Below are 22,800 nucleotides of genomic sequence, written 5' to 3' on the forward strand. Positions count from 1 at the left end.
CGCAATGGGGGCGGCGTCCGACATCCTCGGCTGGCTGCGGGACGCGGGTCTCGCCGCGCCCGATGAAGCGCCGGCGATCGCGCCGCTGACCGGCGGCGTCTCGAGCGACGTGTTCCGCGTCGAACTGCGAAGCGGGCCTGTCTGCGTGAAGGCGGCGCTCGACAAGCTGCGGGTGGCCGCCGATTGGCGCGCCCCGGTCGAGCGCTCGGCCAACGAGGCTGCCTATCTGCGCGTCGTGGCGGGACTGGGCGGCCTGACCGTGCCGCAGGTGCTGGCTGCGGACGGGCGTCGAAACATCTTCGCCATGACGTGGTTCGAACCCGTCGATCATCCGGTGTGGAAAGCCGAACTCGCCGCTGGGCGCATCGATCCGGGCTTCGCCGCCACCGTCGGCGCAGGGCTGGCGCGCATCCATTCGGCGACGGCGCGCGAGCCGGAGATCGCCCGGGCCTTCGACACCACGGCGATGTTCGACGCCCTGCGGCTGGAGCCCTATCTCACGCACACTGCCGTGGCGCATCCAGGCCTCGCCGCCCGGATCGGCGCCATCGCCGAGGTCACGCGGACGACCCGGCTCGCCCTCGTCCACGGGGACGTCAGCCCCAAGAACATCCTCGTCGGCCCGCACGGCCCCGTGCTGTTGGACGCCGAGTGCGCCTGGTACGGCGATCCTGCGTTCGACGTCGCATTCTGCCTCAATCATCTGCTGCTCAAGGCCGTCTGGAACCCTTCCCACAAGGCCGCTTACGGCGAAGCGTTCGACGCGCTGGCCGCGGGCTATCTCGCCGGTGTCGAATGGGAGCCGCCCGCGGCGCTCCAGGGCCGCGCGGCGCCATTGCTCGCCACGCTTCTGCTGGCCAGGATCGACGGCAAGTCGCCCGTCGAATACCTGACGGCGGAGGCGGACAAGGCGCTGGTCCGCGAGACCGCCTGCGCGCTGCTGGCCGGAGAGATTGCGCGCTTCGCGGACGTGCGGCAGGCGCTGTTCGCAAGACTGGGACCCTGATGAAACACACAATCACCGCCGTCCGGGCCCGGCAGTTGTGGGACAGCCGAGGGCGCCCGACCGTCGAAGCCGAGATCGAACTCGCGGGTGGTTCGATCGGCCGCGCCATGGCCCCCGCCGGCGCCTCGCGCGGGGCCCACGAGGCGATCGATCTGCGCGACGGCGGCGAGGCGTTTGGCGGCTATGGCGTCGCGCGCGCCACGGCGGCGGTGAACGGCGCGATCGCCAAGGCCCTCGTCGGCCGCGACGTGCGCGACCAGGCCGGCCTCGACGCCGTCCTGGAACAGCTCGACGGCACGCCCGCCTTCGCGCGTCTGGGGGCCAACGCGGCCGTCTCCACCTCGCTCGCCGCCGTCCATGCCGCGGCGGCCGCGGAGGGAATGCCGCTCTGGCGCTATCTGGCGGACGGCCGCAAGGTCCGCGTCCCGCTGCCCGAGATCCAGATCTTCGGCGGCGGCGCTCATGCCGGGCGGCGGACCGATGTGCAGGACTTCATGGTGATGTGTCCGCGCGCGCCCACCGTGCGGCGCGCGTTCGAGATCACCGCGGACGTCTACCGGGCGGCGGGCGCGATCATGGAAGAGTCCGGGCGCCTGGCCGGCGTCGCCGATGAGGGCGGCTGGTGGCCGCTGTTCACCTCCAACGAGGAGGCTCTGGAGACCCTGGCCCACGCAATCGACCGCAGCGGCCATAAGGCCGGCCACGACGTCTTCATCTCGCTGGACGTTGCGGCGAACGAACTCTCCCACGACGGTGGCTACCGCCTGCCGCTGGACGGGGCCGAGCTCACCTCCGAGCAGATCGTCGACCGCGTCGCGGTCTGGACCGCCAAATACCCGATCCTGTCGATCGAGGACCCCGTCAGCCAGGACGACATGGCCGGCATGGCGCTGGCCACCGAACGTTTCGGCGGCACGGTCCAGCTCATCGGCGACGACTTTCTGGTGACCAACGCCGAGCGCGTCCGCCGCGCGGCGGAGAACCGCGCCTGCAACGCGGTGCTGGTGAAAGTGAACCAGGCCGGAACGGTCAGCCGCGCCAAGGCCGCGCTCGACGCGGCGCGCGAGCTCGGCTGGAGCGCCATCGTCTCGGCCCGCTCAGGCGAGACGGAGGACGTCAGCATTTCGCATCTGTCGGTGGGCTGGGACGCCGGCCAGCTGAAAGTCGGCTCGTTCACCCGCTCCGAGCGCATGGCGAAGTGGAACGAGCTGCTCCGCATCGAGGAGCAGATGGGATCGGACGCGGAGTATGCGGGCTTCGGGGCCCTTCCGGCGTCGGTTGCGGCGGCGCACGCATGAAGGCCGTCCTGCAGTACCGCGCGAGCCCTGGCTTCCTCGCCGAACTCGAACGACGCGCCGTCGTCGACGGGTTTGACTGGGCCTGCGTCGACGAGACGGACGAGGCGGCCTTTGCACACGAGATCGCCCAGGCGGAGGTGCTGCTGCACGTCCTCAAGCCGGTCAGCGCGGCCATGATGGATCAGGCTCCCGGCCTGAAGCTGATCCAGAAGCTGGGGGTCGGCGTGAACACGATCGACCTGGAGGCCGCCAAGGCGCGCGGGATCGCCGTCTCCAACATGCCCGGCACGAACAGCCAGGCGGTGGCCGAGATGACGCTGGCCCTGCTGTTCGCCGTGCTGCGGCGCATCCCCTACTTCGATCCGCTGGTCCGGGCCGGCGAGGGCTGGCGGCCGGACCCTGCCGTCATCGACGCGAGCGGCGAGGTGGCCGGACGGACCGTCGGCTTCCTCGGCTATGGCGGCGTGCCGGCCCGGCTAGCCCCGGTGTTCAAGGCGCTCGGCGCCGAGGTGATCTACAACGCCCGCACGCCGAAGCCCGACGTCCTTGGCCGCGCGGTCAGCTTCGACGAACTGATCGCGAGGGCCGACATCCTGTCGCTGCATGCGCCGCTCACGGAAGAGACCCGCGGCATTATCGACGCGGACGTGCTCGCCCGCATGAGTCCAGGCGCGATCCTCATCAACACCGCGCGCGGGGAACTGGTGGATCAGTCGGCGCTGCACGCCGCATTGGCCTCCGGCCACCTCCGCGGCGCGGGCCTGGATGTCTTCTCGCAGGAGCCGGTCGACCAGACCGATCCGCTCTTCGCGCTGCCAAACGTCGTGGTGGCGCCCCCACGTGGCCTGGCTCACCCCCGAGACGTTGTCGCGCAGCCTCGATGCTGCGTTCGAGAACTGTCGCCGGCTGCGCGACGGCCGGCCGCTCAATAACCAGGTGGTCTGATGGCCGTTGTCCTCGTCACCGGCCAGCTCCTGACCCACGAGGTCTGGGGTGAAAGCCTCCCGGCGCTCCAGGCGGGCCACGAGGTCATGCTCGCCGACCACACCCGCGACGACTCGATCGGCGGCATGGCCGAGCGGCTGCTGGCCGCCGCGCCCGCGCAGTTCGACCTGATCGGCCAGGCCATGGGCGGCTTCGTCGCCTTCGAGGTGTTGCGCCGGGCGCCCGAGCGGGTCCGCCGCCTCGCCCTTCTCACAACGCTCGCGCCTAACGACGGCCCGGCTCAGACCAAGCGGCGGATGGGCTACATTCGCCTGGTGGAGGATGGCCGGTACGCCGACGTGGTCGAGGAGCGGATCCCGATCCTGGTGCACCCTGCCCGTCGCGAGGACCGCCCGCTGCTCGGGATCGTCCGCCGCATGGCGGAGGACACCGGCGCGGAGACCTTCCTGATCCAGCAACGGGCGATCATGTCCCGCGCCGATAGCCGCCCCGGCCTCGGCCAGATCCGTTGCCCGACGCTGGTCGTCTGGGGGCGTCAGGACGGCATCACCACCGAGCAGCACGCGACGGAGATCGCCGCCGGCATACCCGGCGCGACGCTCGAGACGATCGAGGACTGTGGTCACCTGACGACGCTGGAAAAGCCGGCGACGACCGCCCGCCTGCTCGCGGAATGGTTCGGCGCGGCCTGAGCTCGCCCTCCCGTTGCAGACCTTGGGTTTGAATGCGAAGGAACGGCCATGAGCAAAGCCCGCCCGACGGACTTCTACGCCGATCCCAACAACAGCATCGGCTACCTCACGCGGATCGCCTTCCGCAGCTTCTCGCGCGCGCTGGAGAAGCGCACCCTGCCCCACGGCGTCACCGCCGGCCAATGGCGCTTCCTGCGGGTTCTCTGGCGCGAGGACGGCCTGACCCAACGCGAGCTTTCCCGCCGCGTCGGCATGCGCGAGCCCACCACCGTCACCGCCCTGAAGAGCCTTGAGCGCAGCGGCTTCGTCACACGCAGGCAGAGCGCCGAGGACCGGCGCAAGACCCACGTCTTCCTCACGCCCGAAGCCAAGGCGCTGCAGGCGACGCTCGCGCCCTGTGTCGCCGAAGTGAACGAGATCGCGCTTCAGGGCCTGAACGACGATGAGGTCGCGACCCTGCGCCGGCTGCTGCAGCACGTCGGCCGCAACCTCGGCCCGGAGGGCGACGACGCCCCGCTGGACGCACCTGTCTGAGCTTGGCTGCCCCTGCGGTAACGCATAGATAGCTAAGGAATAGACGAGCGGGAGGACACGATGCCGAGACTGCTGGCCGTCGCCGGAAGCACCCGGGCTGGGTCCTTCAATCAGCGCCTCCTGGACGTCGCCGTGGAGATCGCGCGGGCCGAGGGCGCGGAGGTGACGTCCATCAGCCTGCGTGACCTGCACCTGCCGCTCTACGACGGCGACCTTGAGGCCGAGGCTTTTCCCGCTGTCGCCGACGAGTTGCGGCAGCACTTCATCGACGCCGATGGCTTCCTGTTCGCGTCTCCAGAGTACAACGGTTCGGTCTCGGGCGTGCTGAAGAACGCCATCGACTGGGCCTCGCGGCCGCGCGAGGGCGAGAGCCTCGTCGCCCTGCCGGCCTTCCGCGGCAAGGTCGCGGGCCTGATGTCGGCGTCGATAAGCCCGTTCGGCGGCCTGCGTGGGCTCCTGGCCCTTCGTCAGATCCTCGCCACGATCCAGACGATCGTCGCCACCGAACAGGTGCTGGTCCCGTTCGCCGACAAGGCTTTCGGACGGCGCGGAGCTCACCGAGGCCATGCCAAAGCAACTCCTGCCGGTGATGGTGAAGCGGGTGATCTTCCTGGCGGAGCGCCTGAAGGCCTAACGAACGGGGTCGCCGAACGGCAGCTTGTAATCCGTCATCCGCTGGCGGATCAGTTTCTTGTCGATCTTTCCCGTCGCGCCGAGCGGGATCTCGTCGACGAAGAGCACGTCGTCGGGCATCCACCAACGCGCGATCTTCCCCTCCAGAAAGCGCAGCACGTCGTCCTTGGTGCAGGTCGCGCCGGGCTTCAGCTGCACAAGGAGGATCGGCCGCTCGTCCCATTTGGGATGGGAGACGCCGATAACCGCGCAGAGCTCGGCCGCCGGATGGCCGACGGCCACGTTCTCCACGTCGATCGAGCTGATCCACTCACCGCCCGACTTGATCACGTCCTTCGCCCGGTCGGTGATCTGCATGTAGCCGTCGGGGTCGATGGTCGACACGTCGCCGGTGTCGAAGAAACCCTCGTCGTCCAGCACCTGGCCGCCCTCGCCCTTGAAGTAGGCCGCCGCGATGGTCGGCCCCTTGATCATCAGCCGGCCGAACGTCTTGCCGTCGTGCGGCAGCGTGGCGCCCGCGTCGTCGCAGAGCTTCAGATCGAGGCCGCCCAGCAGCCGCCCCTGTTTCAGCTTGTAGGGCACCTGCTCGTCGAAGCCGAGTTCCGCAATCCGCGCGTCTGGCTGCGAGATGGTGGCCAGCGGCGAGGTCTCTGTCATGCCCCAGCCCTGGACCACGTCGACGCCATAGTCGTCGTGGAAGGTGCGGATCAGGCTCTCCGGCACCGCCGAGCCACCGATGGTCACCCGCTGCAGGGTCGAGAGCTTCCCGTCGGTCTCTTTCAGGTGGGTGAGCAGCATCTGCCAGACCGTCGGCACCGCAGCCGAGTAGGTCACCCCTTCGGTTTCGATGAGTTCGTGGATCGAGGCGCCGTCCATCCGCTGGCCCGGCATCACCAGCTTCGCGCCGACCATCGGGGCCGAGTAGATCACGCCCCACGCATTGGCATGATACATCGGCACCACGAGCAGCACCGTGTCCCTGGCCGACAGCGCCAGCGCGTCCGACTGGAGCGTCATCAGGCAGTGCAGGTAGTTGGAGCGGTGGCCGTAGAGCACGCCTTTCGGATTGCCCGTCGTGCCGGAGGTGTAGCAGAGCCCCGCCGCCGTCCGCTCATCGAAGCCGCCCCAGGCGCACTCCGCGGCATGCGGGGCGATCCAGGCGTCGAAGTCCTCGTCGAGGTAGATGACCTTCTCGATCGTCGCGCACTGCGGCAGCAACTGCTCCACCAGCGGGCGGCAGGCCGGATCGGCCAGCAGGATCCGGTCCTCGGCGTGGTTGGCGATGTAGGCGATCTGCTCGGGGAAGAGCCGCGGGTTCAGGGTGTGCAGCACCGCGCCGATGCCGATGGTCCCGTACCAGGCCTCGAAGTGGCGGTAGCCGTTCCACCCGAGCGTGCCGACCCGGTCGCCCGGCGCGATGCCTTCGGCCTTCAACGCGTTGGAGACCTGCTTGGCGCGAGCGTGGACTTCGGCGTAGGTGGTGCGGGAAATCTGGCCCTGGCCATCGCGGCTGACGATCTCGCGGCCGCCGTGCCAGCGGGCCGCATGATCGATGATCCGGTCCAGCGTGAGCGGAATGTCCTGCATGAGGCCTTGCATCAGGCCCTCCCACCATTATTGCTTAGATACCGAACTATAAGATGAGGGGACGCGTCGATGGAAGGCTTGAGCGAGTTGCTGGCGAAGGTGGACACGCAGTTCCTGGGCTTCGCCTCCCCGACCGCGCCGAGAATCCAGGCGGGCGGCCATCCGTGCCAGGGCATCTACTGGACACCGAAGGGCCAGAAGCCGAAGGCTGCGTTCATCGCCACCCACTACAACGTCGACTTCTCCGAGCATTACATCGCGCCCTATCTCGCCACCCGCGGGTTCGGCTTCCTCGGCTGGAACACGCGCTATCGTGGCTTCGAGGACCAGTTCCTGCTGGAGCACGCCATCCTCGACATCAGCGTCGGCATGAAGTGGCTGCGCGATGTGGCGGGTGTCGAGACCATCATCATCCTCGGCAATTCCGGCGGGGGCTCCCTGATGGGCGCCTACCAGGGCGAGGCCATCAAGCCGACGATGACCCACCTGCTCACCGGCGCCGCTGCAGAAGCCTATCAGAGCCTGCCCAGAGCTGACCTCTACGTGTCGCTGAACGCGCACCAGGGCCGGCCGGAAGTCCTCACCGACTGGATGGACGCTTCGGTCATCGACGAGACCGATCCCGTGGCCACGGATCCCGAGCTCGACCCGTTCAGCGAGGCCAACACGCCGCCCTACTCCCAGGAGTTCATCGCCAAGTACCGCGCCGCCCAGCGCGCTCGGAACCAGCGCATCACCGACTGGGCCAAGGCAGAGTTGAAGCGGCTGAACGAGGCCGGCATTCCCGATCGGGTTTTCCCGCTTTTCCGCTGCTGGGGCGATCTTCGCATGATGGACGGCACCATCGACCCGTCCGACCGCGCCACGCCGATGTGCTACCGCGGCCATCCCGCGGTGGCGAACAAGACGCCCTCGATCGGCCGCGCCAACAACATCAAGACCTGGCTGTCGATGTGGAGCCTTGAGACGTCGAACTGCCAGGGACGTCCGCACTTGCAGAAGTTCACCCAGCCCGCGCTGGTCGTGCAGGGCACCGCCGACACCGGCGTCTTCCCCCAGGACGCCCGCGACATCCACAGCTTCCTCGGCTCGAAGGACAAGACGCTGGAGCTGATCCCCGGCGCCCACTACTTCGAAGACAGCCCCGAAGTGCGCAACGCCGCCGCCTCTCTGGTCGCCGATTGGGCCCGCGCGCGGCTCTAGCGCAAGCCGTAGATCCGGTAGCGCACGCCCGCAGCGGTGCGGCGCCCGAAGCCCACGGCCACCGTTCGGTTCAGCCAGCCGTAGCGGGCGTCCGCCGTCTCGAAGAGTGGCTGGATGCGGAAGTAGTAGCGGTCGGTCGACAGCGCCTCCACGCGGGTCGAATCGCGGAAGTCCTCCAGCACGTCGGCAGGGATCACCAACCGACCCTGATAGGTGACGTGGATGAGGGCTCCGTCGTGTGTCCGCCACGCCGAGCGGACGTCCACAAGGGTGAGCGCGTCACCGGCGTCGTCGGCTCCGCCTTCGGACCAGTCGCCGCCGCCCGGTAGCACCTCGCCGGACAGACGCGGACCGGCGACGGCGCCGCCGGAAATCACGCTGAGCCTGCGGTTGCGCCAGGGCGAGCGGCCGAACACGAGGGGATGGCCGTCCTCCAGCCGGATGTCGACGTCACAGAGGTGTTCGGCGGGGAGGCTGTCCATGAATGCGTCCTCAGGCACGCTTGGCGAGGATTTCGGCGGCGGCGTGGAAGGCGGCATTGGCCGCTGGCACACCGCAGTAGATCGCGCTCTGCAGCAGCACTTCCTTTAGCGTTTCGGCCGGCACGCCGCCGTCGAGCGCCGCCTCGATGTGCAGGCGCAGTTCCTGCTCGCGGCCGAGCGCCACCATCATGCCGATGGTGATCAGCCTCCGCGTCTGCTGGTCGAGGCCCGGACGCGTCCAGATCTCGCCCCAGGCGTAGCGGGTCAGCAGGTCCTGGAACTCGGCCGTGAATGGCGTCGTCCGCGCCTGGGCGCGATCGACGTACGCCGCGCCCAGCACCTGCCGCCGGGTCTCCATGCCGCGACTATGACGTTCGGACTCATCCATCATGCGCCTCCAGATGGCTCAGCAGGGCGGCATTGAAGGGGCCCGGCTGCTCGAGGTTCGAAAGGTGGCCGGCGTCCAGCTCGACAAAGTACGAGTCGGGCAGCGTGGCGGCGAATTCCGCCATGGCTTCCGCGGTCGTGGAGACGTCGCGCGTGCCGGCGACGATGAGCGTCGGCAGGTCGAGGCGCGTGCGCCCCAGATCGGCGTCGCGAAGGGCGCCGCAGCAGCCCACGTAGCCCTCCGGGCTGGTGGCAAGCAGTGTCGTATGGGCCGCGGCCACGACGCCCGGGGCGCACACGCAGAAACCGGGCGAGAAGAACCGCGCCATCGCCAGGTCGGCGATCGCCGCGAGGCCCTGGGCGCGAACCAGTTCGGCGCGGGCCGTCCAGCCTTCCGCATCGCCGATCCTCGGCAGCGTATTGGCTAGTGTGAGGGAAGCGACGCGATGGGGGGGCGGCATGATCCAGCGCCTGGGCGATCACGCCGCCCAAAGACAAGCCGACGACGTGGGCCCGCGGCGCTTCGACGTGGTCGAGCAGTTCGAGCGCGTCCTGCACCAGGCGGTCCAGCGGATAGTCGCCCGACGGGGCGTCCGACCCGCCGTGGCCCCGGATGTCGGGCCGGATCACGCGCCGGCCGCCCGCCACGAGCGCCTGCGCCTGGGCGTCCCAGAGCCTGTGATCGCAGCCGAGGGAATGAAGCAGCAGCACAGGCCGCGCCTCGGCGGGGCCTTCAGCGTCGAAGGCCAGGCGGCAGCCGTCGGACGCCATGAAGCGGCTCATGGCGCGCCCGCCGCCAGCGCGCGCGCGACCAGCGCCTCCGCCTCTCCGGGATCGCCTTCGACCCCCCGCGGCCTCCAGGTTGCGCCGCATTGCGTCGGCGTCGACCTCGAGCCCCTCGAGCACCGTCGCCATCGCGGCAGCCGCGCCGCCGGTCAGCACGAACAGCTCCGCCAGGACCGGGCGCCTCGGCTTGCCAGGCTCCCAGCGCCCGCTCGTGCTCCCCCGCGACGCTCGCCAGCAGTGTCGCCGCCAGATGCGGCGCGCGAAGGCCCGCGGAACGGGCGACCTGGCAACCGGTCGGATTGCGCTTGTGCGCCATGGCCGAAGATCCGCCGCGACCGGGGACACGGGGCTCGAAGGCCTCGCGGACCTCCCCCTGGCTCATCAGCGCAACGTCCGTGGCGATCTTGGCGAGGCCCACCGTCGCGATGGCCAAGGCGGCGCCGAGACCCGCAATGGCGTCGCGCCGGCTGTGCCAGGGCGCAACCGAGACCCCCAGGCCCAGCTCCGCCGCCATGGCCACGGCGATCTCGACGCTGCGGCCGCCCTGATCCTTCAGCGTCCCCGCGGGCCCTCCCAGCTGCAGACGCAGAGCCGCGTTTCCCTCGCGCGAGAGGCGTCGGCGCGCGTCGGCGCCCAGCAGACGCCACTGCGCGGCCTTGAGGCCGAAGGTTGTGGGCAGGGCCGGCTGCAGCAGGGTGCGCGCCAGCATGGGCGTTCGCGCGTGCCTGCGCGCCAAGGCCTCGAGCGCCACGCCGATACGCCCGAAGTCGCGGTCGAGAGCTGCCAGACCCGCCTTGGCCTGCAGCATCAGGGCTGTGTCGGCCACGTCCTGGCTGGTGGCGCCCAGATGCGCCTTTGCCGCGCCTCGGGCCCTCAGTTCCGCGACCAGCGGGATGGCGAAGGTCCCGGCGTGCGCGCCCTCCGTGGCCAGGATGTCGATGTCGAACGGCTCCGCGCACGCGGTCACGACCGCCGCCGCGTCCTCGGCACACAGAAGACCGCCGCCGGCTTGCGCCCGGGCAAGCGCCGCCTCGAACTCCAGCGCGTGGCCGACCAGCGCCTCATCGCCGAAGATGTCCAGCATCTCGGCCGTCCCGGCGGCCAGGTCGCGGATCCGCGAGACCACCGTCAGAACTCGAAGAAGACGGTTTCGCCCTGGCCCTGCAGGACGATGTCGAACCGGAAACGGCCTGCGCCGTCTGCGCGGGCCATCAGGGTGTCGCGGCGCTCCGCGGGGACGAGCGTAAGGACCGGATCCTCATCATGGCCTTCGTCGCCTTCGAAGTAGGCGCGTGTCACGAGCCGCTTCAGCAGTCCGCGCCCGATAATCCCCACGGCGACGTGAGGCGCCTGCACGCTGTCGCCCGGGCCGCCGGCCCGGCCCGGCTTGATGAGACGGAGGCGGAAGGTTCCGTCCTCTCCCGTCGCGCAGCGGCCCAGGCCTTGAAAGCCCGGCGCGCCATAGCGGCCGTCGCAGTCCGCCTGCCAGGTTTCAATCAGGACGTCCGGCGTCGGGTCACCTGCGCCGTCCAGAACGCAGCCGACGAGTTCAATCACTTCTCCGGCCGGGCGGGCGCCCGACCCCGGCGCGAACAGCCGATGCCCGTCGGGAACAAGGTCAAGCCGGCAGCCGATCGGCTCCGAGCCGCCGCCCGCCACGTCGCCGCACCCCGGCCAGGGCAGAGCGTAGTGGAAGAACGGACCGACTGTCTGTGAAGGGGTCTGCGCGCGCTTCAAGCGGGGTCCTCCGTCGGCGTCGACGCCGGCCCGCGCAGGACGATGTCGAAGACGTATCCCAGGGCGAAGCTCGGCTCCGTCAGGCCAAGGTCGAAGCGCGCGATCAACCGCTCCCTCGCGCCCTCGGGAACCGACGCCGCGATGGGATCGAGCGCGATCAGCGGATCGCCTTCGAAGTAGCACTGCGTCACGAGACGGGACGCGAAGGCCGCCCCGAAGAGGGAGAGGTGGATGTGCGCAGGACGCCAGGCATTGTCGTGGTTGCCCCAAGGGTACGCGCCGGGCCTGATCGTCGTCAGACGATAACGGCCCTCGTCGTCGGTGACGAGGCGGCCCGCGCCGGTGAAGTTGGGGTCGAGCGGCGCATCCCACTGATCCTTGGCGTGAGCGTAGCGACCGGCCGCGTTGGCCTGCCAAACCTCGATCAGGGTGCGGGGAACCGGCCGGCCCGCTTCGTCGAGCACACGGCCCGCCATCACGATCCGCTGGCCGAGCGGCGCGCCGGCATGTTGCTTCGTCAGGTCGCTGCAGGCCGGACCGCCCAGGCTTTCCCAGGCGCTCGCAGGACCCGTGATCTCGGTGAGCGTCTGTGGAATCCGCACGGGCGGGCGCTTCGGCGCCCGGAGCACGGTGGATCGGTAAGGCGGGAAAAGGAGCGGCGGCTGCGCCTCTTCATCTTCCGCAACGTATCGGCTGGCGCTGATCATTTGAATTCTAAGCATGTCGCGCGGCGTGGCGGTATGCAATGAGAAGCACAGCTCCGGCGGCGACATAATGTCAGTTTACTTGACGCTTCGGCGCCGGCCGCTAGGTTTCGCCTGACGTTCAAGGAGTGCTCATGACCCAGCCGTCCGCCTTCACCGGTCAGATCGGCCCGCTCGAGGGGCTCGTCGTCGTGGAAGCCGGCCAGCTCATCGCCGGCCCGTTCTGCGGGCAGCTGCTGGGCGACATGGGGGCCACGGTGATCAAGCTCGAACCGCCGGGCGCGGGCGATCCCATGCGCCAATGGGGACAGGGCGCGCCGGTCTGGTGGGAGGTCATCGCGCGCAACAAGAAGTCGGTGTCCCTGAACCTCCGCAAGCCTGAGGGCCAGGAGATCGCCCGCAAGCTCATCGCCGGCGCCGACGTCTTCATCGAGAACTTCCGGCCCGGCACGGTCGAGGGCTGGGGCCTGGGCCCCGAGCGCCTGCAGGAAACGAACCCCGGCCTCGTCGTCGTGCGGATGTCGGGCTATGGCCAGAACGGGCCCTACGCGCAGCGTGCCGGCTTTGGAGGCATCGGCGAGGCCATGGGCGGCTGGCGCGCTATCGTAGGCGAGCCCGACCGCCCCCCGTCGCGCATGGGGGTGTCGATCGGCGATTCGCTGTGCGCCACCTATGGGGCGATGGGCGCGCTCGCCGCGCTCCGCGCGCGCGATCTGAACGGCAAAGGCCAGGTGGTGGACTGCGCGCTGTACGAGGCCGTGCTCCAGGTGATGGAGGGTCTGATCCCCGAGTACGTCGCCACGGGCCACAGCCGCAAGCGAAGCGGCGCCATTCTGCCCGGCATCGCCCCGTCGAACGTCTATCCCTGCAGCGACGGCGAGTACCTGATCGGGGCCAACGGCGACGGCGTGTTCCGGCGGCTGTGCGAGGCCATGGGTCGGCCTGGCCTGGCGGACGATCCCCGCTACGCCACTCACACCGCCCGAGGCGAGCGCCAGGCGGAACTCGACGGCCTGATCTCGGACTGGACGCGCACCTTGACCGTGGAGCAGCTCGAGGCGCTGATGCTGGAGCACGGAGTGCCTGCCGGACGGATCTACGGTCCCGCCGACATGCTGCACGACCCACACTTCGCGGCGCGCGAGGCGATCATCGAGATGCCCGATCATCCCCGCTGGCCGGGGCTCAAGATGCAGGGGGCCTTTCCCAAGTTCTCCGCGACGCCTGGCGGCGTTCGCGGACTGGCCCCGCAGACGGTGGGCGAACACAACGCCGAAGTGCTTGGCGGCCGACTTGGCCTGGACGCTGCGTCCCTGGAGAAACTCGCCGCCGCCGGGGTGATCTAGCGCCCGAGCGTCGCGAAGTAGGCGACGAGATCCTCCGCTTCCGAGCGTGTGATCTCGATCGGCGGCATCTCGCCCGAACCGTGCTGCGAGATCTCGGCGAAGCGCTTCTGCAGCGACAGGGCGTTGTAGCGGCGTTGCAGTTGCCAGAACGGGGGACCGTTGGCCGCCGGGCTGCCGTCGAGGCCCACCGCGTGGCAGCCGCTGCACCGACGCACCGCGAAAGCTTCGCCCCGCGCCGCCGCCGGATCGACGCCCGGGCCAGAGGACGGGCCAGAGGACGGGCCAGAGGACGGGCCGGCCGACGCGCAGGCCGACAGCAGGGCGGCGCCGGCGACCAGCAAGGAAAGCGTCCGCAGCATGATCTTGGTCTCCCAGTAGCTGGCTGAGCATGACGGGAAAGGCGCAGCTTGGCGCTTCCGTACGGCTACTTAGTCCCGAGCGAAGCGGCGCCTCCTGGATTCCGGCGGCCGGGAGAGCGCCGAATGCTCGCCCCGTCCCACGACGCGGCGACGACTTGATCACCCAAACCCGGCTCGCCACCAGACCGGCGTCACGGCCAAGATTCGGTTTCTCGTTGCACACGAACGCGTGATGAGGTTCCTGCCGCAGGGTCGGGAGTAGCCATGAGTCTGACAGCTACAGCGCCGGTTCAAGTCCGCGTCGCCCTGCAGGAGCGTGAGGGCGTCCGCGCGCCTGCACGCGAACGGCGGGCCGATCTGGACTGGATCCGGGTCGGAGCCTTCGGTCTGCTGATCCTGTTCCACGTGGCGCTCGTCTACGCGCCCTACGATTGGCACATCCGCAGCACGCATCGGTTCGAGTGGATGCGGGAGGCGATCCTCCTGACAGGGCCTTGGCGTCTGACGCTCCTGTTCCTGGTGGCCGGCTCCGCCTTGCGGCTGATGGCCCAGCGCCGCACGACGTCCGAGGTGGCCTCCAGCCGTATCGCACGGCTGCTCCCGCCGTTGCTGTTCGGCATCGTCGCCCTCGTCCCACTGCAGTCCTGGATCGAGGCGGTCGACAAGGGGTACTGGCAGGACGGGCTGTTGCCCTGGATGGGCCGTGAGTTCAGCTTCAGCGGCCTCGCCAACGGCGTCCCCGTCAACCACCTATGGTTCCTGGTCTTCCTTACGGCCTACACGGTGGCGATCCTGCCGCTGATGGCGCGCCCCGGAGCCATGGAGCGGCTGGGCGATGCGCTGGAGCGGGCGCTGTCAGGCTGGCGCGTCCTCTGGGTCCCCGCCGCCTACCTGATCGTCATCCGGCTGACGCTGTTCCCCGTCTTCGGCATCACCAACCGGCTTTCGCTGGACTGGTACAACCACGCGCTTTCCTTCGGCGCCTTCACGTTCGGCTTCCTCGTCGTGAATCGCGAGACGATCTGGCGCGAGCTGGAAGACCGCCGCTGGACGTTTCTTGGGCTGTCCGCGCTGAGCCTTTCCCTGGTGATGATCCAGGCCTGGCATCCGGGCGGCGGCGCGTTCTTCGACATCCCGCGCAACACCGTCTTCGGCATCGCCCAGTGGGTCACCATCGCCGCCATTCTGGCCTTCGGCAGCCGGCACTTGCGCCGCGCGAATTCACCCGTCCTGCGCTACCTGAACGACGGCATCTTCCCCTGCTATCTCGCCCACCAGACCATCCTCGTCGCGGCGGTCTTCCTGCTGAAGCCGGCGGGCATTCCGGCCGCACCCGAGGCGCTGATCCTGACAAGCGTGACGTTCGGGGGCAGTCTGCTCGTCTATGAGATCGTCCGCCGCATCCCCGTCATGCGCCCGCTTTGGGGGTTGAAACCGCTCGACGCCGTCCCTGACGCGCCCCGTCACTCCCGGGGTCGGGCCCTGCTCAGACTGGGCGTGGCGGCCCCCCGTCTTCGCCGCGGCCGCGGTCGCGGCGGCCACCCTCGCCTATCCAGATTTCAACCACGCCCGGCAGTACCTCAGCGAGCTCGGCGGAGCGACCGCGCCTCAGCCCATGATCTTCAACCTTGGAGTCCTGACGGCTGGTCTCATGGCGGGGCTGGCGGGGATCGGCTTCGGCCTGGCCATTCAGCGGCTGACCGGAGCCCGGATCGCCGGCGCCCTGGTGGCCATCGTCTTCATCCTCGCCGGCTACGGCCTCGTGGCGGCCGCCATCTTCCCTTGGCCTGACCCGCGGCACCTGGCCATCAACCTCGCGCTCGGCATCCAACTCGCGCCGTTGCTGCTCCTGTGGTCGCTGCGCTCGACTCGCGACATGGCCGGCCTGAAGTGGTTCCTCGCCGCCGCCTTCCTGGCGATGGGGGTGCTCACCGTGATCACCAAGCATCTGGTGATGCCGGGCCTTGTGAACGACGCCAACGTCGGGTGGTGGGAGCGCAGCTACGCCGTGATCCTGGTCGGATGGGTCGCCGTGGCCGCATGGCTCCTCGACCGCAAGCTCAAAGGGCCGGCGGCGGCCCAGGCGTACGGCGCCTGAGGCAAATTGCGCCTAAAGAGCGATCACGCTCTCGTTAGACTGGCTTTAATCACGAGTCCGTGATTGAAGGGTGACGAATCTAGCCGAGGCTAGGTCGGCGCAGCTCCGCGAGGGTCGCGCCGCCGGGTGCAGTTTCGGGGGCGAGCGGTAAATGAACAGCGTTGCGAGTCTCTTCCAGCCCGTCGCGCCGTGGCGAGCCGAGGAAGTTCCCGGCGCGCCCTGGATGCCGGACGAGGCGCCGCTCGCCATGCCCCGCCAGCCGCTGGGCCGCGGCGAGCCGGCGGAACTCGCGCCGGCCCCCGCCACGTCCCCGCGCCACGTCAACCGCCGCCGGGCGGCGCTGTTCGGCGGCTCGCTGATCCTGACCGCCCTGCTGCTTTGGGGCCCCTTCGTCCTCTATGCCCGGAAGGGGTGGCAACCGCTCGAGGCGGCCGGCTTCGCCGTGTTCGTGCTGCTGGGCGCAGCCATGTGCCTCTGGTTCTGCAACGCCGTCGCCGGCCTCTATGTGCTGGCCACCGGCCGGGAGCAGGACGACCTCGCCTTCTCGCCGCATCCCAGCGCCCCCACGACGCGGACGGCGTTGCTGATGCCGCTCTATCACGAGGACGCCCATGCGGCGCTCGCGCGTCTGAGCGCTCTGGACGGCGCCCTCGGACGTCTCGGCGTGGCGGACGCATTCGACATCTTCGTCCTGAGCGACTCCCGTCGGGAAGACATCGCCGCCGAAGAACGCTCGGCTTATGTCGCACTGCGCAGCCACGCGCATTGCAACGTCTACATGCGGCGCCGGACCGAGAACATCGAGCGCAAGGCCGGCAACGTCGCCGACTGGGTTCGCCGCTACGGCGCGGCCTACGAGTGCATGATCGTGCTCGACGCGGACAGCACCATGGCCGGTGAGACTGTGCTGCGGCTGGTCGACGCCATGGAGCGCAACCCGCGCATCGGACTGATCCAGACGGCCCCGACCATCGTCGGAGCCCAGACGCTCTTCGCCCGTCTGTCGCAGTTCGGCGTCCAGATGTACGGCCGTGTCGCCGCCGCCGGGCTCGCCTGGTGGACGGGCGCGGAGTCCAGCTACTGGGGCCACAACGCAATCGTGCGCGTGCGCGCCTTCGCGGAAAGCTCCGGCCTGCCGATCCTGCCCGGCGCCAAGCCGTTCGGGGGTCACATCCTCAGCCATGACGTCGTCGAAGGCGCCCTGCTCCGGCGCAACGGCTGGGCCGTCCACCTGACCGCCGCCCTGGACGGCAGCTGCGAACAGACGCCGCCGACCATCTTCGACTTCATGCGTCGGGACCAGCGCTGGTGCCAGGGCAACCTGCAGCACCTCAACCTGCTGGATGCGAAGGGCCTGCATCCGGTGAGCCGCCTGCAGCTGTTCTTCGGATGCCTCGCCTACCTCGCCTCGCCGCTCTGGTTCGCGGCCCTGGTGATCGGCCTGGCCATGCAGCTGCAGTACCCGGTGGACTGGAACTCCTTCCTATACGTGCTGAACCCCGAGTTCACGCCGTTCATGCTGACGACCGTGCTCTCGGCCATCCTGCTCGTCAGCCCCAAGATCATGGGCGCGCTCCTGGTGCTGAGCCGTCCGCGCGAGCGCCGCGCGTTCGGCGGGACCCGCACGGTCCTGAAGAGCGTGGGTCTCGAGATACTGCTGGCAGCCATCCTGGCTCCCATACAGATGGTGGCGAACACCCACTCGGTGATGCAGACCTTCCGCGGCCACGACGCCGGCTGGTTGCCGCAGCAACGCGAAGCCGACGAGCTGCCGTGGAACGTCGCCTTCAAGGCCATGCAATGGCAGATGGTTACGGGGGTGGTGTTCCTGGCCGGGCTCTGCTTCCGCCCGGATCTGTCGCTGTGCTTCGCCCCGGTCGTGTTGCCGCTGCTGTTCGCCGCCCCGCTGGCGGTCTGGACTTCTCGTCGGGCCGCTCGCCGGCGGGCCCGCCAGGCGCTGTTCGCCACGCCTGAGGAGCAGCTGGTCAGCGCGACCCTCGCCCTCCTGGCGGCCTCGCCGCGCAAGGCCGCAACGTCGGCCTAGCGCGCCGCCCCGGATGCCCGTAGCAATACGGGCATGCCCGCGTCGGGGAGGCTCCAGGAACCTTCACCGTGCGCGCGACATTCCACCAGAAGTTGGAGTCCGGCATGCATGCACTGATCATCGAAGACGAGATGCTGATTGCGCTCGAAATCGAGCAGCTGCTGCGCGACCTGGGCTATGAGTCATTCGACTGGGCCGACAGTCCCCCCAGCGCCTTGGCATGCGCTCGAGGCCAGCGCCCGGACCTGATCACCGCCGACCTGCGCATCATCGGCGGCACCGGCATCGAGGCGGTGAGCGCCATCACCGAGGAGTTGGGTCCGCTCCCAGTCGTCTATGTGACGGCGAACGCCGACCTGCTGCGCGGCGAACCTGGTGCCAAGGTCGTCTCCAAACCGATCCAGCCGCGGCGCCTGGCCGAGGCCTGCGCCTTCTGACGCCGGTCGCAAGGCGGTTGCCACGCGGCGGGTTTGCATCGATCACTGCTTGCGATGCAGTCCGCGCGGCCGAGCCTGACCCGATGACGACGCCGCCACCGCCGGGCAATCCGCCTCGCCGACGGACGATGATCTACCGGGGCATCGGCCTGATCGCCCTTGGTTTGGCCGCCATCGGGGTCGTCCTGCCCGTGATGCCGACGACGATCTTCCTGCTCATCGCGCTCTGGGCCTTTGCGCGCGGGTCACCCGAATGGGCAGAGCGCCTGCGCCAGAACCCCACCTTCGGGCCGTACATCCGCGACTGGGAAGAGCGCGGCGCCATCCCCCGGCGGGCCAAGCTCCTGGCCGTGACGATGATGACCTTGAGCTGGGTGATCGTCGCCGTGACCACCCATAACGGCTGGATCGCCGCCGGCGTGGGCGTGGTGCTCGCTTGCGTTGCGGCCTACGTGGTGAGCCGCCCCGCCGCCTGACCCGCCGCCTGACCCGCCGCCGCGCGCAGCCCCAGCCGTTCTGATGTCCACGATAGAAATTCCGCCGCGCGGCATTCCCTACTCGCGGGCTAGAGATAGGGCGGGCAGAGCTCGAGGGTTATCATGGCGACGGCTGCGCGCTCCACTGGCGGGCCCTCGGGCGGCGACCGCTTCATCAGCGGCTTCGGACTGCAGGTGCTGGCCGGCATGGCGCTGGGCCTGCTGCTCGGGCTCCTGGCGCGCAGCCTCGGCGCCGGCGAGGGCGAGGCCGGCCACGGCTTGGCCGAGGCGCTGCGGATCACCGGATCTACGTTCATCCAGCTCCTGCGGGCGCTCGTGCCGCCGCTGGTGTTCACCGCCATCGTCGCCAGCATCGCCCGCCTGGGCGAGCTTCAGAACGCCGCCGCCCTCGCGTGGCGCACCCTCCTGTGGTTTGCGGTCACGGCGTTGATCGCGGTTGTCATCGGCATCGGGCTCGGTCTGGCGCTCGAGCCGGGCCTCCACACCGCCGTCGCGGCGGAAGCGGCCCACGCGCCGGCCACCAGGGGCACGTGGCTCGACTTCCTCGTCGGTCTGGCGCCTTCGAACTTCCTCGGGCTCGCCGCCTCGACCAAGCTGGCGGACGGTGGGGCCACGACCACGCTCAACTTCAACGTCCTGCAGATCCTGGTCATCGCCCTCGTGATCGGCGCGGCGGCTCTGAAGACCGGCGAGGCCGCTCGGCCGTTCCTCGCGTTCAACGCCGCCGCCCTTGCGGTGGTGCGGAAGGTGCTCTGGTGGGTGATCCGGCTGACCCCGATCGGCACCGTCGGGCTCCTGGGCAACGCCGTCGCCAAGTACGGCTGGGATGCTCTGGGCCAGCTCGGGCAGTTCACGGCCGCCGTCTACCTCGGCCTGGCGATCGTGCTGCTGGTCGTCTACCCGGCCTTGCTGGCCGCCCACGGTCTCAGCCCATCGCGGTTCTTCCGCGCGGTGTGGCCGGCCGTGCAACTCGGCTTCGTCTCGCGATCGTCCATCGGCACGCTGCCCGTGACGGAAAGCGTGACCATCCACCGACTGGGCGTGCCGCAAGCCTACGCCGCCTTCGCCGTGCCGTTGGGCGCCACCACGAAGATGGATGGCTGCGCTGCGATCTACCCGGCCATCTCCGCGATCTTCGTCGCACAGTTCTTCGGCGTCCCGCTGCAGATCACCGACTATCTGCTGATCGTCTTCGTGTCTGTGATCGGATCGGCGGCCACCGCCGGCCTGACGGGCGCCACGGTCATGCTGACGCTGACCCTTTCGACGCTGGGCCTTCCGCTGGAAGGCGCGGGACTGCTGCTCGCCATCGACCCGATCCTCGACATGGGGCGGACGGCCGTGAACGTCGCCGGTCAGGCGCTGGTCCCCACCCTCGTCGCAAAGGAAGAGGGCCTTCTGGACCGCGAAGCCTATGACGGCGCCTGGACGGCGGAGGCGCCGTCGGCGAGCCTCGCCGGCGGTTGACGGCTCTCGCATTGGCTGCGCGCTGCAGGCGTGCTGGCATCCTCGGAGCTCATGGCCTGCGGCCGGCCGCCGCTCATGGCCTGCGGCCGACCGCCTCCGTGACACGAGGCCGGGGGGCCGGAGGATTCGACCAGGTCTGCCTAGGGCGGCTTGGGCGGACCGTCCGACCCTCGACGGATCAGGGCAAAGGCCTGCAGCGCATGGCGAGGGTGAGCCTCATCACCCGAGCGGCGGGCGCGGATCTCGTTGGCCAGCAGTGTCACCGCCTCTCGCGACATGTCGCCGATCGGCTGCCGGATGGTGGTGAGTTCGGGCCAGGTGGCGGTCGCAAGTGTGCTGTCGCCATAGCCCACGACGGTCACGTCCCGCGGCACGTCCAGGCCGCGGCGCTGAGCGGCGGCGACCGCTGCAGCGGCCATGTCGTCGTTGCTCGCGAAGATCGCAGTCGGCGGCTCAGCCAGGGCCAGCAGTCGCGCGGCCGCGTCGAGGCCCGAACGATAGGTGGAGTCCCCCTGCTGGATCAGGCTCTGCTCGGCCGCAACGCCAACCTCCGAGAGGCCGGCAAGGTAGCCATCGAGGCGCTGACCGCTGGCCGTCTGGTCAGGGTGGCCCTTGATGAAGCCGATGCGCCGATGGCCTAGGCCCACCAGATGGCGCGTCATCTCGTGAGCGGCCTGGACGTCGTCAATGCGAACAGCCGAGACGTCGGCCGGCGGACGGCCGGCGGCGACGACCACGACGGGGATCTGGCTCGCGGCCAGGGCGCGGGTGACTTCAGGCGCGTCGCAAAGCGGCGGCGGGAGGATGACGCCGTCGATGGCTGAGTTTGCGAGCTGCGCGGCCACGGCCTCGGCGTGCGCCGCGTCGCATTGCTCGACGATCAGCTGGATATTGCTGCGGCTGCACTGGTCGAGGCAGCCTATGAGCAACTCGCCGAGGTGGACGGACCGCGCGTTCGAATGCAGCAGACCGATGCGGATCAGGCCCGCCCCCGCCAGACTCCGCGCCGCGGGGTTTGGCTGGTAGTTGAGGTCGCGGATCGCGGCGTTCACCGCCTCGCGCGTCGCGTCGCGGACGTTCTTCTCGCCGTTGATCACACGCGACACCGTCATCGGCGAGACGCCGGCGTGGCGGGCCACATCATGAATTGTGAGCGCGCTTTTCTGGCGTCCCGCGGACCTTGGCATTCATCCTCCGGACGGCGAACGACGCCTTGTCTGGCGCACTGGACCGTCGATAACCCAACGGCCGGGGAGGGTTTGACGCCTCCGCCCGCCCGGGCGTCTTAACGGCCAAGGCGGGCGCCTCGGCCTGACCCCTATACAGCGGTCATCCGAGTCCTAGCAGAGAATGCTAGCGCTCTCATTGCAGGCGCGAAAAAGCCCCGCCTTTGCAGGCGGGGCTGATCGGAACGCCAGGCGGGCCTACTTCGCGGGCGCGCTCATCGTCGTACCCGCCTTCACCGCGGCGCGTTGGGCGGCCAGCTGGTCCGCCGGCAGCGGGATCAGGCCGCGCTGCAGCAGGTAGCCGCCGCGGCCGACGGCAGCCTCCGACACGAAGGCGTCCATGAACTCCCGCAAGCCCGGCGTGACGCCGAGGTTGCCCTTCTTGACGTAGACGTAGAGCGAGCGCGACAGCGGGTAATCACCGCTCGAGATCGTCTCGAGCGTCGGCGAGACCCCTTCGACCTTGGCCGCCTTCACCTTGTCGAGGTTGTTCTCCAGGAACGAGTAGCCGAACACGCCAACGGCGCCTGGCGTCTTTTTCCAGGGTCTGGACGATGACGTTGTCATTCTCGCCGGCGTCGATCCACGCGCCGTCCTTGCGCAAGGTGTGAGCGCGGGCCTTGAAGCCGTCTTCGTCGGACTTCTTGAGGGCCGCCATGGCGGGCGCCTTCTCGGCGCCCTTCTCCATGGCGAGTTCCACGAAGGCGTCACGGGTGCCGGACGTCGGCGGGGGACCATAGGCCACGATGCGCTCGGCCGGCAGGGTGGCGGCGACATTGTTCCAGGCAGCGGCGGTGTTCGTCGCGAAGCCCGAGCCCTGCGGCGTCTCGGCGGCGAGCGCCCTGTAGATCTGCTCGCGGGTGATGTCGAAAGCCGGCGCGGCCTTGGCGTTGGCGATGACGATCCCGTCGTAACCGATCTTGATCTCGATGATGTCCGTGACGCCATTGGCCTGGCAGGCGTCCCACTCCGATTTCTTCATGGCGCGCGAGGCGTTGGCCACGTCGGGGAAGTTCTTCCCGGCGCCGCCGCAGAACAGCTTGAAGCCGCCGCCGGTGCCGAGGCTCTCGACCTTGGCCGGCGCGCCGCCGGTGGTGCGCGCCACGGTCTCGGCGACGCGGGTGGCGAACGGGAAGACGGTGGAGGAGCCGGCGGCCCACACCTGGCCCTGGGCCGCACTCTTTGGCGCCGGCGTGGAGGCCTGCTCGGTTCGTCCGCAGGCGGATAGTGCGACCGCGGCGGTCGTGAGGACGGCTACGGCGGTAAGGGTCTGGAATCGCATGACATGCTCCCGGTCTGCGGCGAGACGGGCGCTAACACCGCTCTGTGACA

At 69.6% G+C, this 22,800-nt stretch carries 21 protein-coding genes and 3 pseudogenes; 14 read left to right on the top strand and 10 right to left on the bottom strand.

Going from position 1 to position 22,800, the window contains the following annotated elements; all coding sequences use genetic code 11:
• The first annotated feature begins 4 nt into the window (after positions 1–4).
• From LRS10_RS00100 to LRS10_RS24725, 6 genes and pseudogenes are all read left to right on the top strand, one after another.
• The gene (locus LRS10_RS00100) at positions 5–1,006 is read left to right on the top strand and encodes a phosphotransferase family protein (RefSeq protein WP_257835464.1); all 1,002 of its coding nucleotides are present in this window, start codon (positions 5–7) and stop codon (positions 1,004–1,006) included.
• Positions 1,006–2,304 carry a phosphopyruvate hydratase gene (gene eno, locus LRS10_RS00105; RefSeq protein ID WP_257835465.1) on the top strand — a complete coding sequence of 433 codons (1,299 nt, stop codon included), beginning with the start codon at positions 1,006–1,008 and terminating at the stop codon, positions 2,302–2,304. The genes LRS10_RS00100 and eno overlap by 1 nt, the downstream gene beginning before the upstream one ends.
• The gene (locus tag LRS10_RS00110; RefSeq protein WP_257835466.1) at positions 2,301–3,236 is read left to right on the top strand and encodes a 2-hydroxyacid dehydrogenase; all 936 of its coding nucleotides are present in this window, start codon (positions 2,301–2,303) and stop codon (positions 3,234–3,236) included. Before eno ends, LRS10_RS00110 begins: the two co-directional genes overlap by 4 nt.
• Before the next feature lie 12 nt (positions 3,237–3,248).
• Positions 3,249–3,941, top strand: a complete 693-nt coding sequence (locus tag LRS10_RS00115) for an alpha/beta fold hydrolase (protein ID WP_257835467.1) — start codon at positions 3,249–3,251, stop codon at positions 3,939–3,941.
• A gap of 48 nt (positions 3,942–3,989) precedes the next feature.
• Entirely contained in the window at positions 3,990–4,475 is a 486-nt protein-coding gene (locus LRS10_RS00120) for a MarR family winged helix-turn-helix transcriptional regulator (protein ID WP_257835468.1), read from the top strand.
• Positions 4,476–4,535: 60 nt separating this feature from the next.
• A pseudogene (locus LRS10_RS24725) lies at positions 4,536–4,991 on the top strand (NADPH-dependent FMN reductase); the annotation flags it as partial.
• Positions 4,992–5,105: 114 nt separating this feature from the next.
• Here LRS10_RS24725 and LRS10_RS00125 read toward each other — a convergent pair.
• Positions 5,106–6,707 carry a long-chain-fatty-acid--CoA ligase gene (locus LRS10_RS00125; RefSeq protein WP_257835469.1) on the bottom strand — a complete coding sequence of 534 codons (1,602 nt, stop codon included), beginning with the start codon at positions 6,705–6,707 and terminating at the stop codon, positions 5,106–5,108.
• 57 nt (positions 6,708–6,764) lie between these two features.
• Here LRS10_RS00125 and LRS10_RS00130 point away from each other — a divergent pair, with 57 nt between their 5' ends.
• Positions 6,765–7,898, top strand: a complete 1,134-nt coding sequence (locus LRS10_RS00130) for a lysophospholipase (RefSeq protein ID WP_257835470.1) — start codon at positions 6,765–6,767, stop codon at positions 7,896–7,898.
• Here LRS10_RS00130 and LRS10_RS00135 read toward each other — a convergent pair.
• From LRS10_RS00135 to pcaH, 6 genes are read right to left on the bottom strand one after another with little or no spacing between them, the layout of a single operon-like run.
• Positions 7,895–8,380 carry a DUF3237 domain-containing protein gene (locus LRS10_RS00135; protein ID WP_257835471.1) on the bottom strand — a complete coding sequence of 162 codons (486 nt, stop codon included), beginning with the start codon at positions 8,378–8,380 and terminating at the stop codon, positions 7,895–7,897. The genes LRS10_RS00130 and LRS10_RS00135 overlap by 4 nt on opposite strands.
• Positions 8,381–8,390: 10 nt before the next feature.
• Positions 8,391–8,768 (bottom strand): 4-carboxymuconolactone decarboxylase, encoded by a 378-nt coding sequence (gene pcaC / locus LRS10_RS00140; protein WP_257835472.1) that lies wholly within the window; start codon positions 8,766–8,768, stop codon positions 8,391–8,393.
• Positions 8,768–9,550 (bottom strand): alpha/beta fold hydrolase, encoded by a 783-nt coding sequence (locus LRS10_RS24730; RefSeq protein WP_374569263.1) that lies wholly within the window; start codon positions 9,548–9,550, stop codon positions 8,768–8,770. Before LRS10_RS24730 ends, pcaC begins: the two co-directional genes overlap by 1 nt.
• A complete protein-coding gene (locus LRS10_RS00150) occupies positions 9,501–10,679 on the bottom strand; it encodes a lyase family protein (RefSeq protein ID WP_257835474.1) in 1,179 nt (392 codons plus the stop codon). Before LRS10_RS00150 ends, LRS10_RS24730 begins: the two co-directional genes overlap by 50 nt.
• A 2-nt stretch (positions 10,680–10,681) precedes the next feature.
• Positions 10,682–11,290 carry a protocatechuate 3,4-dioxygenase subunit alpha gene (gene pcaG / locus LRS10_RS00155; protein WP_257835475.1) on the bottom strand — a complete coding sequence of 203 codons (609 nt, stop codon included), beginning with the start codon at positions 11,288–11,290 and terminating at the stop codon, positions 10,682–10,684.
• The gene (gene pcaH / locus LRS10_RS00160; protein WP_257835476.1) at positions 11,287–12,063 is read right to left on the bottom strand and encodes a protocatechuate 3,4-dioxygenase subunit beta; all 777 of its coding nucleotides are present in this window, start codon (positions 12,061–12,063) and stop codon (positions 11,287–11,289) included. The genes pcaG and pcaH overlap by 4 nt, the downstream gene beginning before the upstream one ends.
• 65 nt (positions 12,064–12,128) lie before the next feature.
• On the opposite strand from pcaH, the gene LRS10_RS00165 reads away from it, so the two are divergent.
• Entirely contained in the window at positions 12,129–13,340 is a 1,212-nt protein-coding gene (locus LRS10_RS00165) for a CaiB/BaiF CoA-transferase family protein (protein ID WP_257835477.1), read from the top strand.
• Here the strand turns inward: LRS10_RS00165 and LRS10_RS00170 are convergent.
• On the bottom strand, positions 13,337–13,699 hold the full coding sequence (locus LRS10_RS00170) for a cytochrome c (protein WP_257835478.1): 363 nt from the start codon (positions 13,697–13,699) through the stop codon (positions 13,337–13,339). The genes LRS10_RS00165 and LRS10_RS00170 overlap by 4 nt on opposite strands.
• A 264-nt stretch (positions 13,700–13,963) precedes the next feature.
• Between LRS10_RS00170 and LRS10_RS00175 the strand changes: the two are divergent.
• From LRS10_RS00175 to LRS10_RS00200, 6 genes and pseudogenes are all read left to right on the top strand, one after another.
• Positions 13,964–15,025 (top strand): annotated as a pseudogene (locus tag LRS10_RS00175) (acyltransferase family protein); the annotation flags it as partial.
• Positions 15,026–15,149: 124 nt separating this feature from the next.
• On the top strand, positions 15,150–15,797 hold the full coding sequence (locus LRS10_RS00180) for a DUF998 domain-containing protein (protein ID WP_257839045.1): 648 nt from the start codon (positions 15,150–15,152) through the stop codon (positions 15,795–15,797).
• 151 nt (positions 15,798–15,948) lie between these two features.
• Positions 15,949–17,841: a glucans biosynthesis glucosyltransferase MdoH gene (gene mdoH, locus LRS10_RS00185; protein WP_257835479.1), complete on the top strand. Its 1,893-nt coding sequence runs from the start codon at positions 15,949–15,951 to the stop codon at positions 17,839–17,841.
• Positions 17,842–17,945: 104 nt separating this feature from the next.
• Positions 17,946–18,278, top strand: coding sequence for a response regulator (locus tag LRS10_RS00190; protein ID WP_257835480.1), 333 nt, complete (start codon positions 17,946–17,948; stop codon positions 18,276–18,278).
• 83 nt (positions 18,279–18,361) lie between these two features.
• On the top strand, positions 18,362–18,754 hold the full coding sequence (locus LRS10_RS00195; protein ID WP_257835481.1) for a YbaN family protein: 393 nt from the start codon (positions 18,362–18,364) through the stop codon (positions 18,752–18,754).
• 123 nt (positions 18,755–18,877) lie between these two features.
• Positions 18,878–20,242, top strand: coding sequence for a dicarboxylate/amino acid:cation symporter (locus tag LRS10_RS00200; protein ID WP_257835482.1), 1,365 nt, complete (start codon positions 18,878–18,880; stop codon positions 20,240–20,242).
• Between the two features lie 140 nt (positions 20,243–20,382).
• On the opposite strand, the gene LRS10_RS00205 is transcribed toward LRS10_RS00200, so the two are convergent.
• A complete protein-coding gene (locus tag LRS10_RS00205; RefSeq protein WP_257835483.1) occupies positions 20,383–21,381 on the bottom strand; it encodes a LacI family DNA-binding transcriptional regulator in 999 nt (332 codons plus the stop codon).
• A gap of 285 nt (positions 21,382–21,666) precedes the next feature.
• A pseudogene (locus LRS10_RS00210) lies at positions 21,667–22,750 on the bottom strand (substrate-binding domain-containing protein).
• Positions 22,751–22,800: the final 50 nt, after the last annotated feature.

The organism is Phenylobacterium sp. J426 (assembly GCF_024699945.1).
In the GTDB taxonomy this organism is placed as follows: Bacteria; Pseudomonadota; Alphaproteobacteria; order Caulobacterales; family Caulobacteraceae; genus Phenylobacterium.

Coding starts and splice junctions, on each gene's coding strand:
- LRS10_RS00200 (WP_257835482.1), top strand. CDS start 18,878: ATGGCGACGGCTGCGCGCTCCACTGGCGGGCCCTCGGGCGGCGACCGC.
- LRS10_RS00135 (WP_257835471.1), bottom strand. CDS start 8,380: ATGGACAGCCTCCCCGCCGAACACCTCTGTGACGTCGACATCCGGCTG.
- pcaH (WP_257835476.1), bottom strand. CDS start 12,063: ATGTCGCCGCCGGAGCTGTGCTTCTCATTGCATACCGCCACGCCGCGC.
- LRS10_RS00125 (WP_257835469.1), bottom strand. CDS start 6,707: ATGCAAGGCCTCATGCAGGACATTCCGCTCACGCTGGACCGGATCATC.
- LRS10_RS00100 (WP_257835464.1), top strand. CDS start 5: ATGGGGGCGGCGTCCGACATCCTCGGCTGGCTGCGGGACGCGGGTCTC.
- LRS10_RS00165 (WP_257835477.1), top strand. CDS start 12,129: ATGACCCAGCCGTCCGCCTTCACCGGTCAGATCGGCCCGCTCGAGGGG.
- pcaC (WP_257835472.1), bottom strand. CDS start 8,768: ATGGATGAGTCCGAACGTCATAGTCGCGGCATGGAGACCCGGCGGCAG.
- LRS10_RS00115 (WP_257835467.1), top strand. CDS start 3,249: ATGGCCGTTGTCCTCGTCACCGGCCAGCTCCTGACCCACGAGGTCTGG.
- LRS10_RS00130 (WP_257835470.1), top strand. CDS start 6,765: ATGGAAGGCTTGAGCGAGTTGCTGGCGAAGGTGGACACGCAGTTCCTG.
- LRS10_RS00170 (WP_257835478.1), bottom strand. CDS start 13,699: ATGCTGCGGACGCTTTCCTTGCTGGTCGCCGGCGCCGCCCTGCTGTCG.
- eno (WP_257835465.1), top strand. CDS start 1,006: ATGAAACACACAATCACCGCCGTCCGGGCCCGGCAGTTGTGGGACAGC.
- LRS10_RS00195 (WP_257835481.1), top strand. CDS start 18,362: ATGACGACGCCGCCACCGCCGGGCAATCCGCCTCGCCGACGGACGATG.
- LRS10_RS00110 (WP_257835466.1), top strand. CDS start 2,301: ATGAAGGCCGTCCTGCAGTACCGCGCGAGCCCTGGCTTCCTCGCCGAA.
- LRS10_RS24730 (WP_374569263.1), bottom strand. CDS start 9,550: ATGAGCCGCTTCATGGCGTCCGACGGCTGCCGCCTGGCCTTCGACGCT.
- LRS10_RS00120 (WP_257835468.1), top strand. CDS start 3,990: ATGAGCAAAGCCCGCCCGACGGACTTCTACGCCGATCCCAACAACAGC.
- LRS10_RS00190 (WP_257835480.1), top strand. CDS start 17,946: ATGCATGCACTGATCATCGAAGACGAGATGCTGATTGCGCTCGAAATC.
- mdoH (WP_257835479.1), top strand. CDS start 15,949: ATGAACAGCGTTGCGAGTCTCTTCCAGCCCGTCGCGCCGTGGCGAGCC.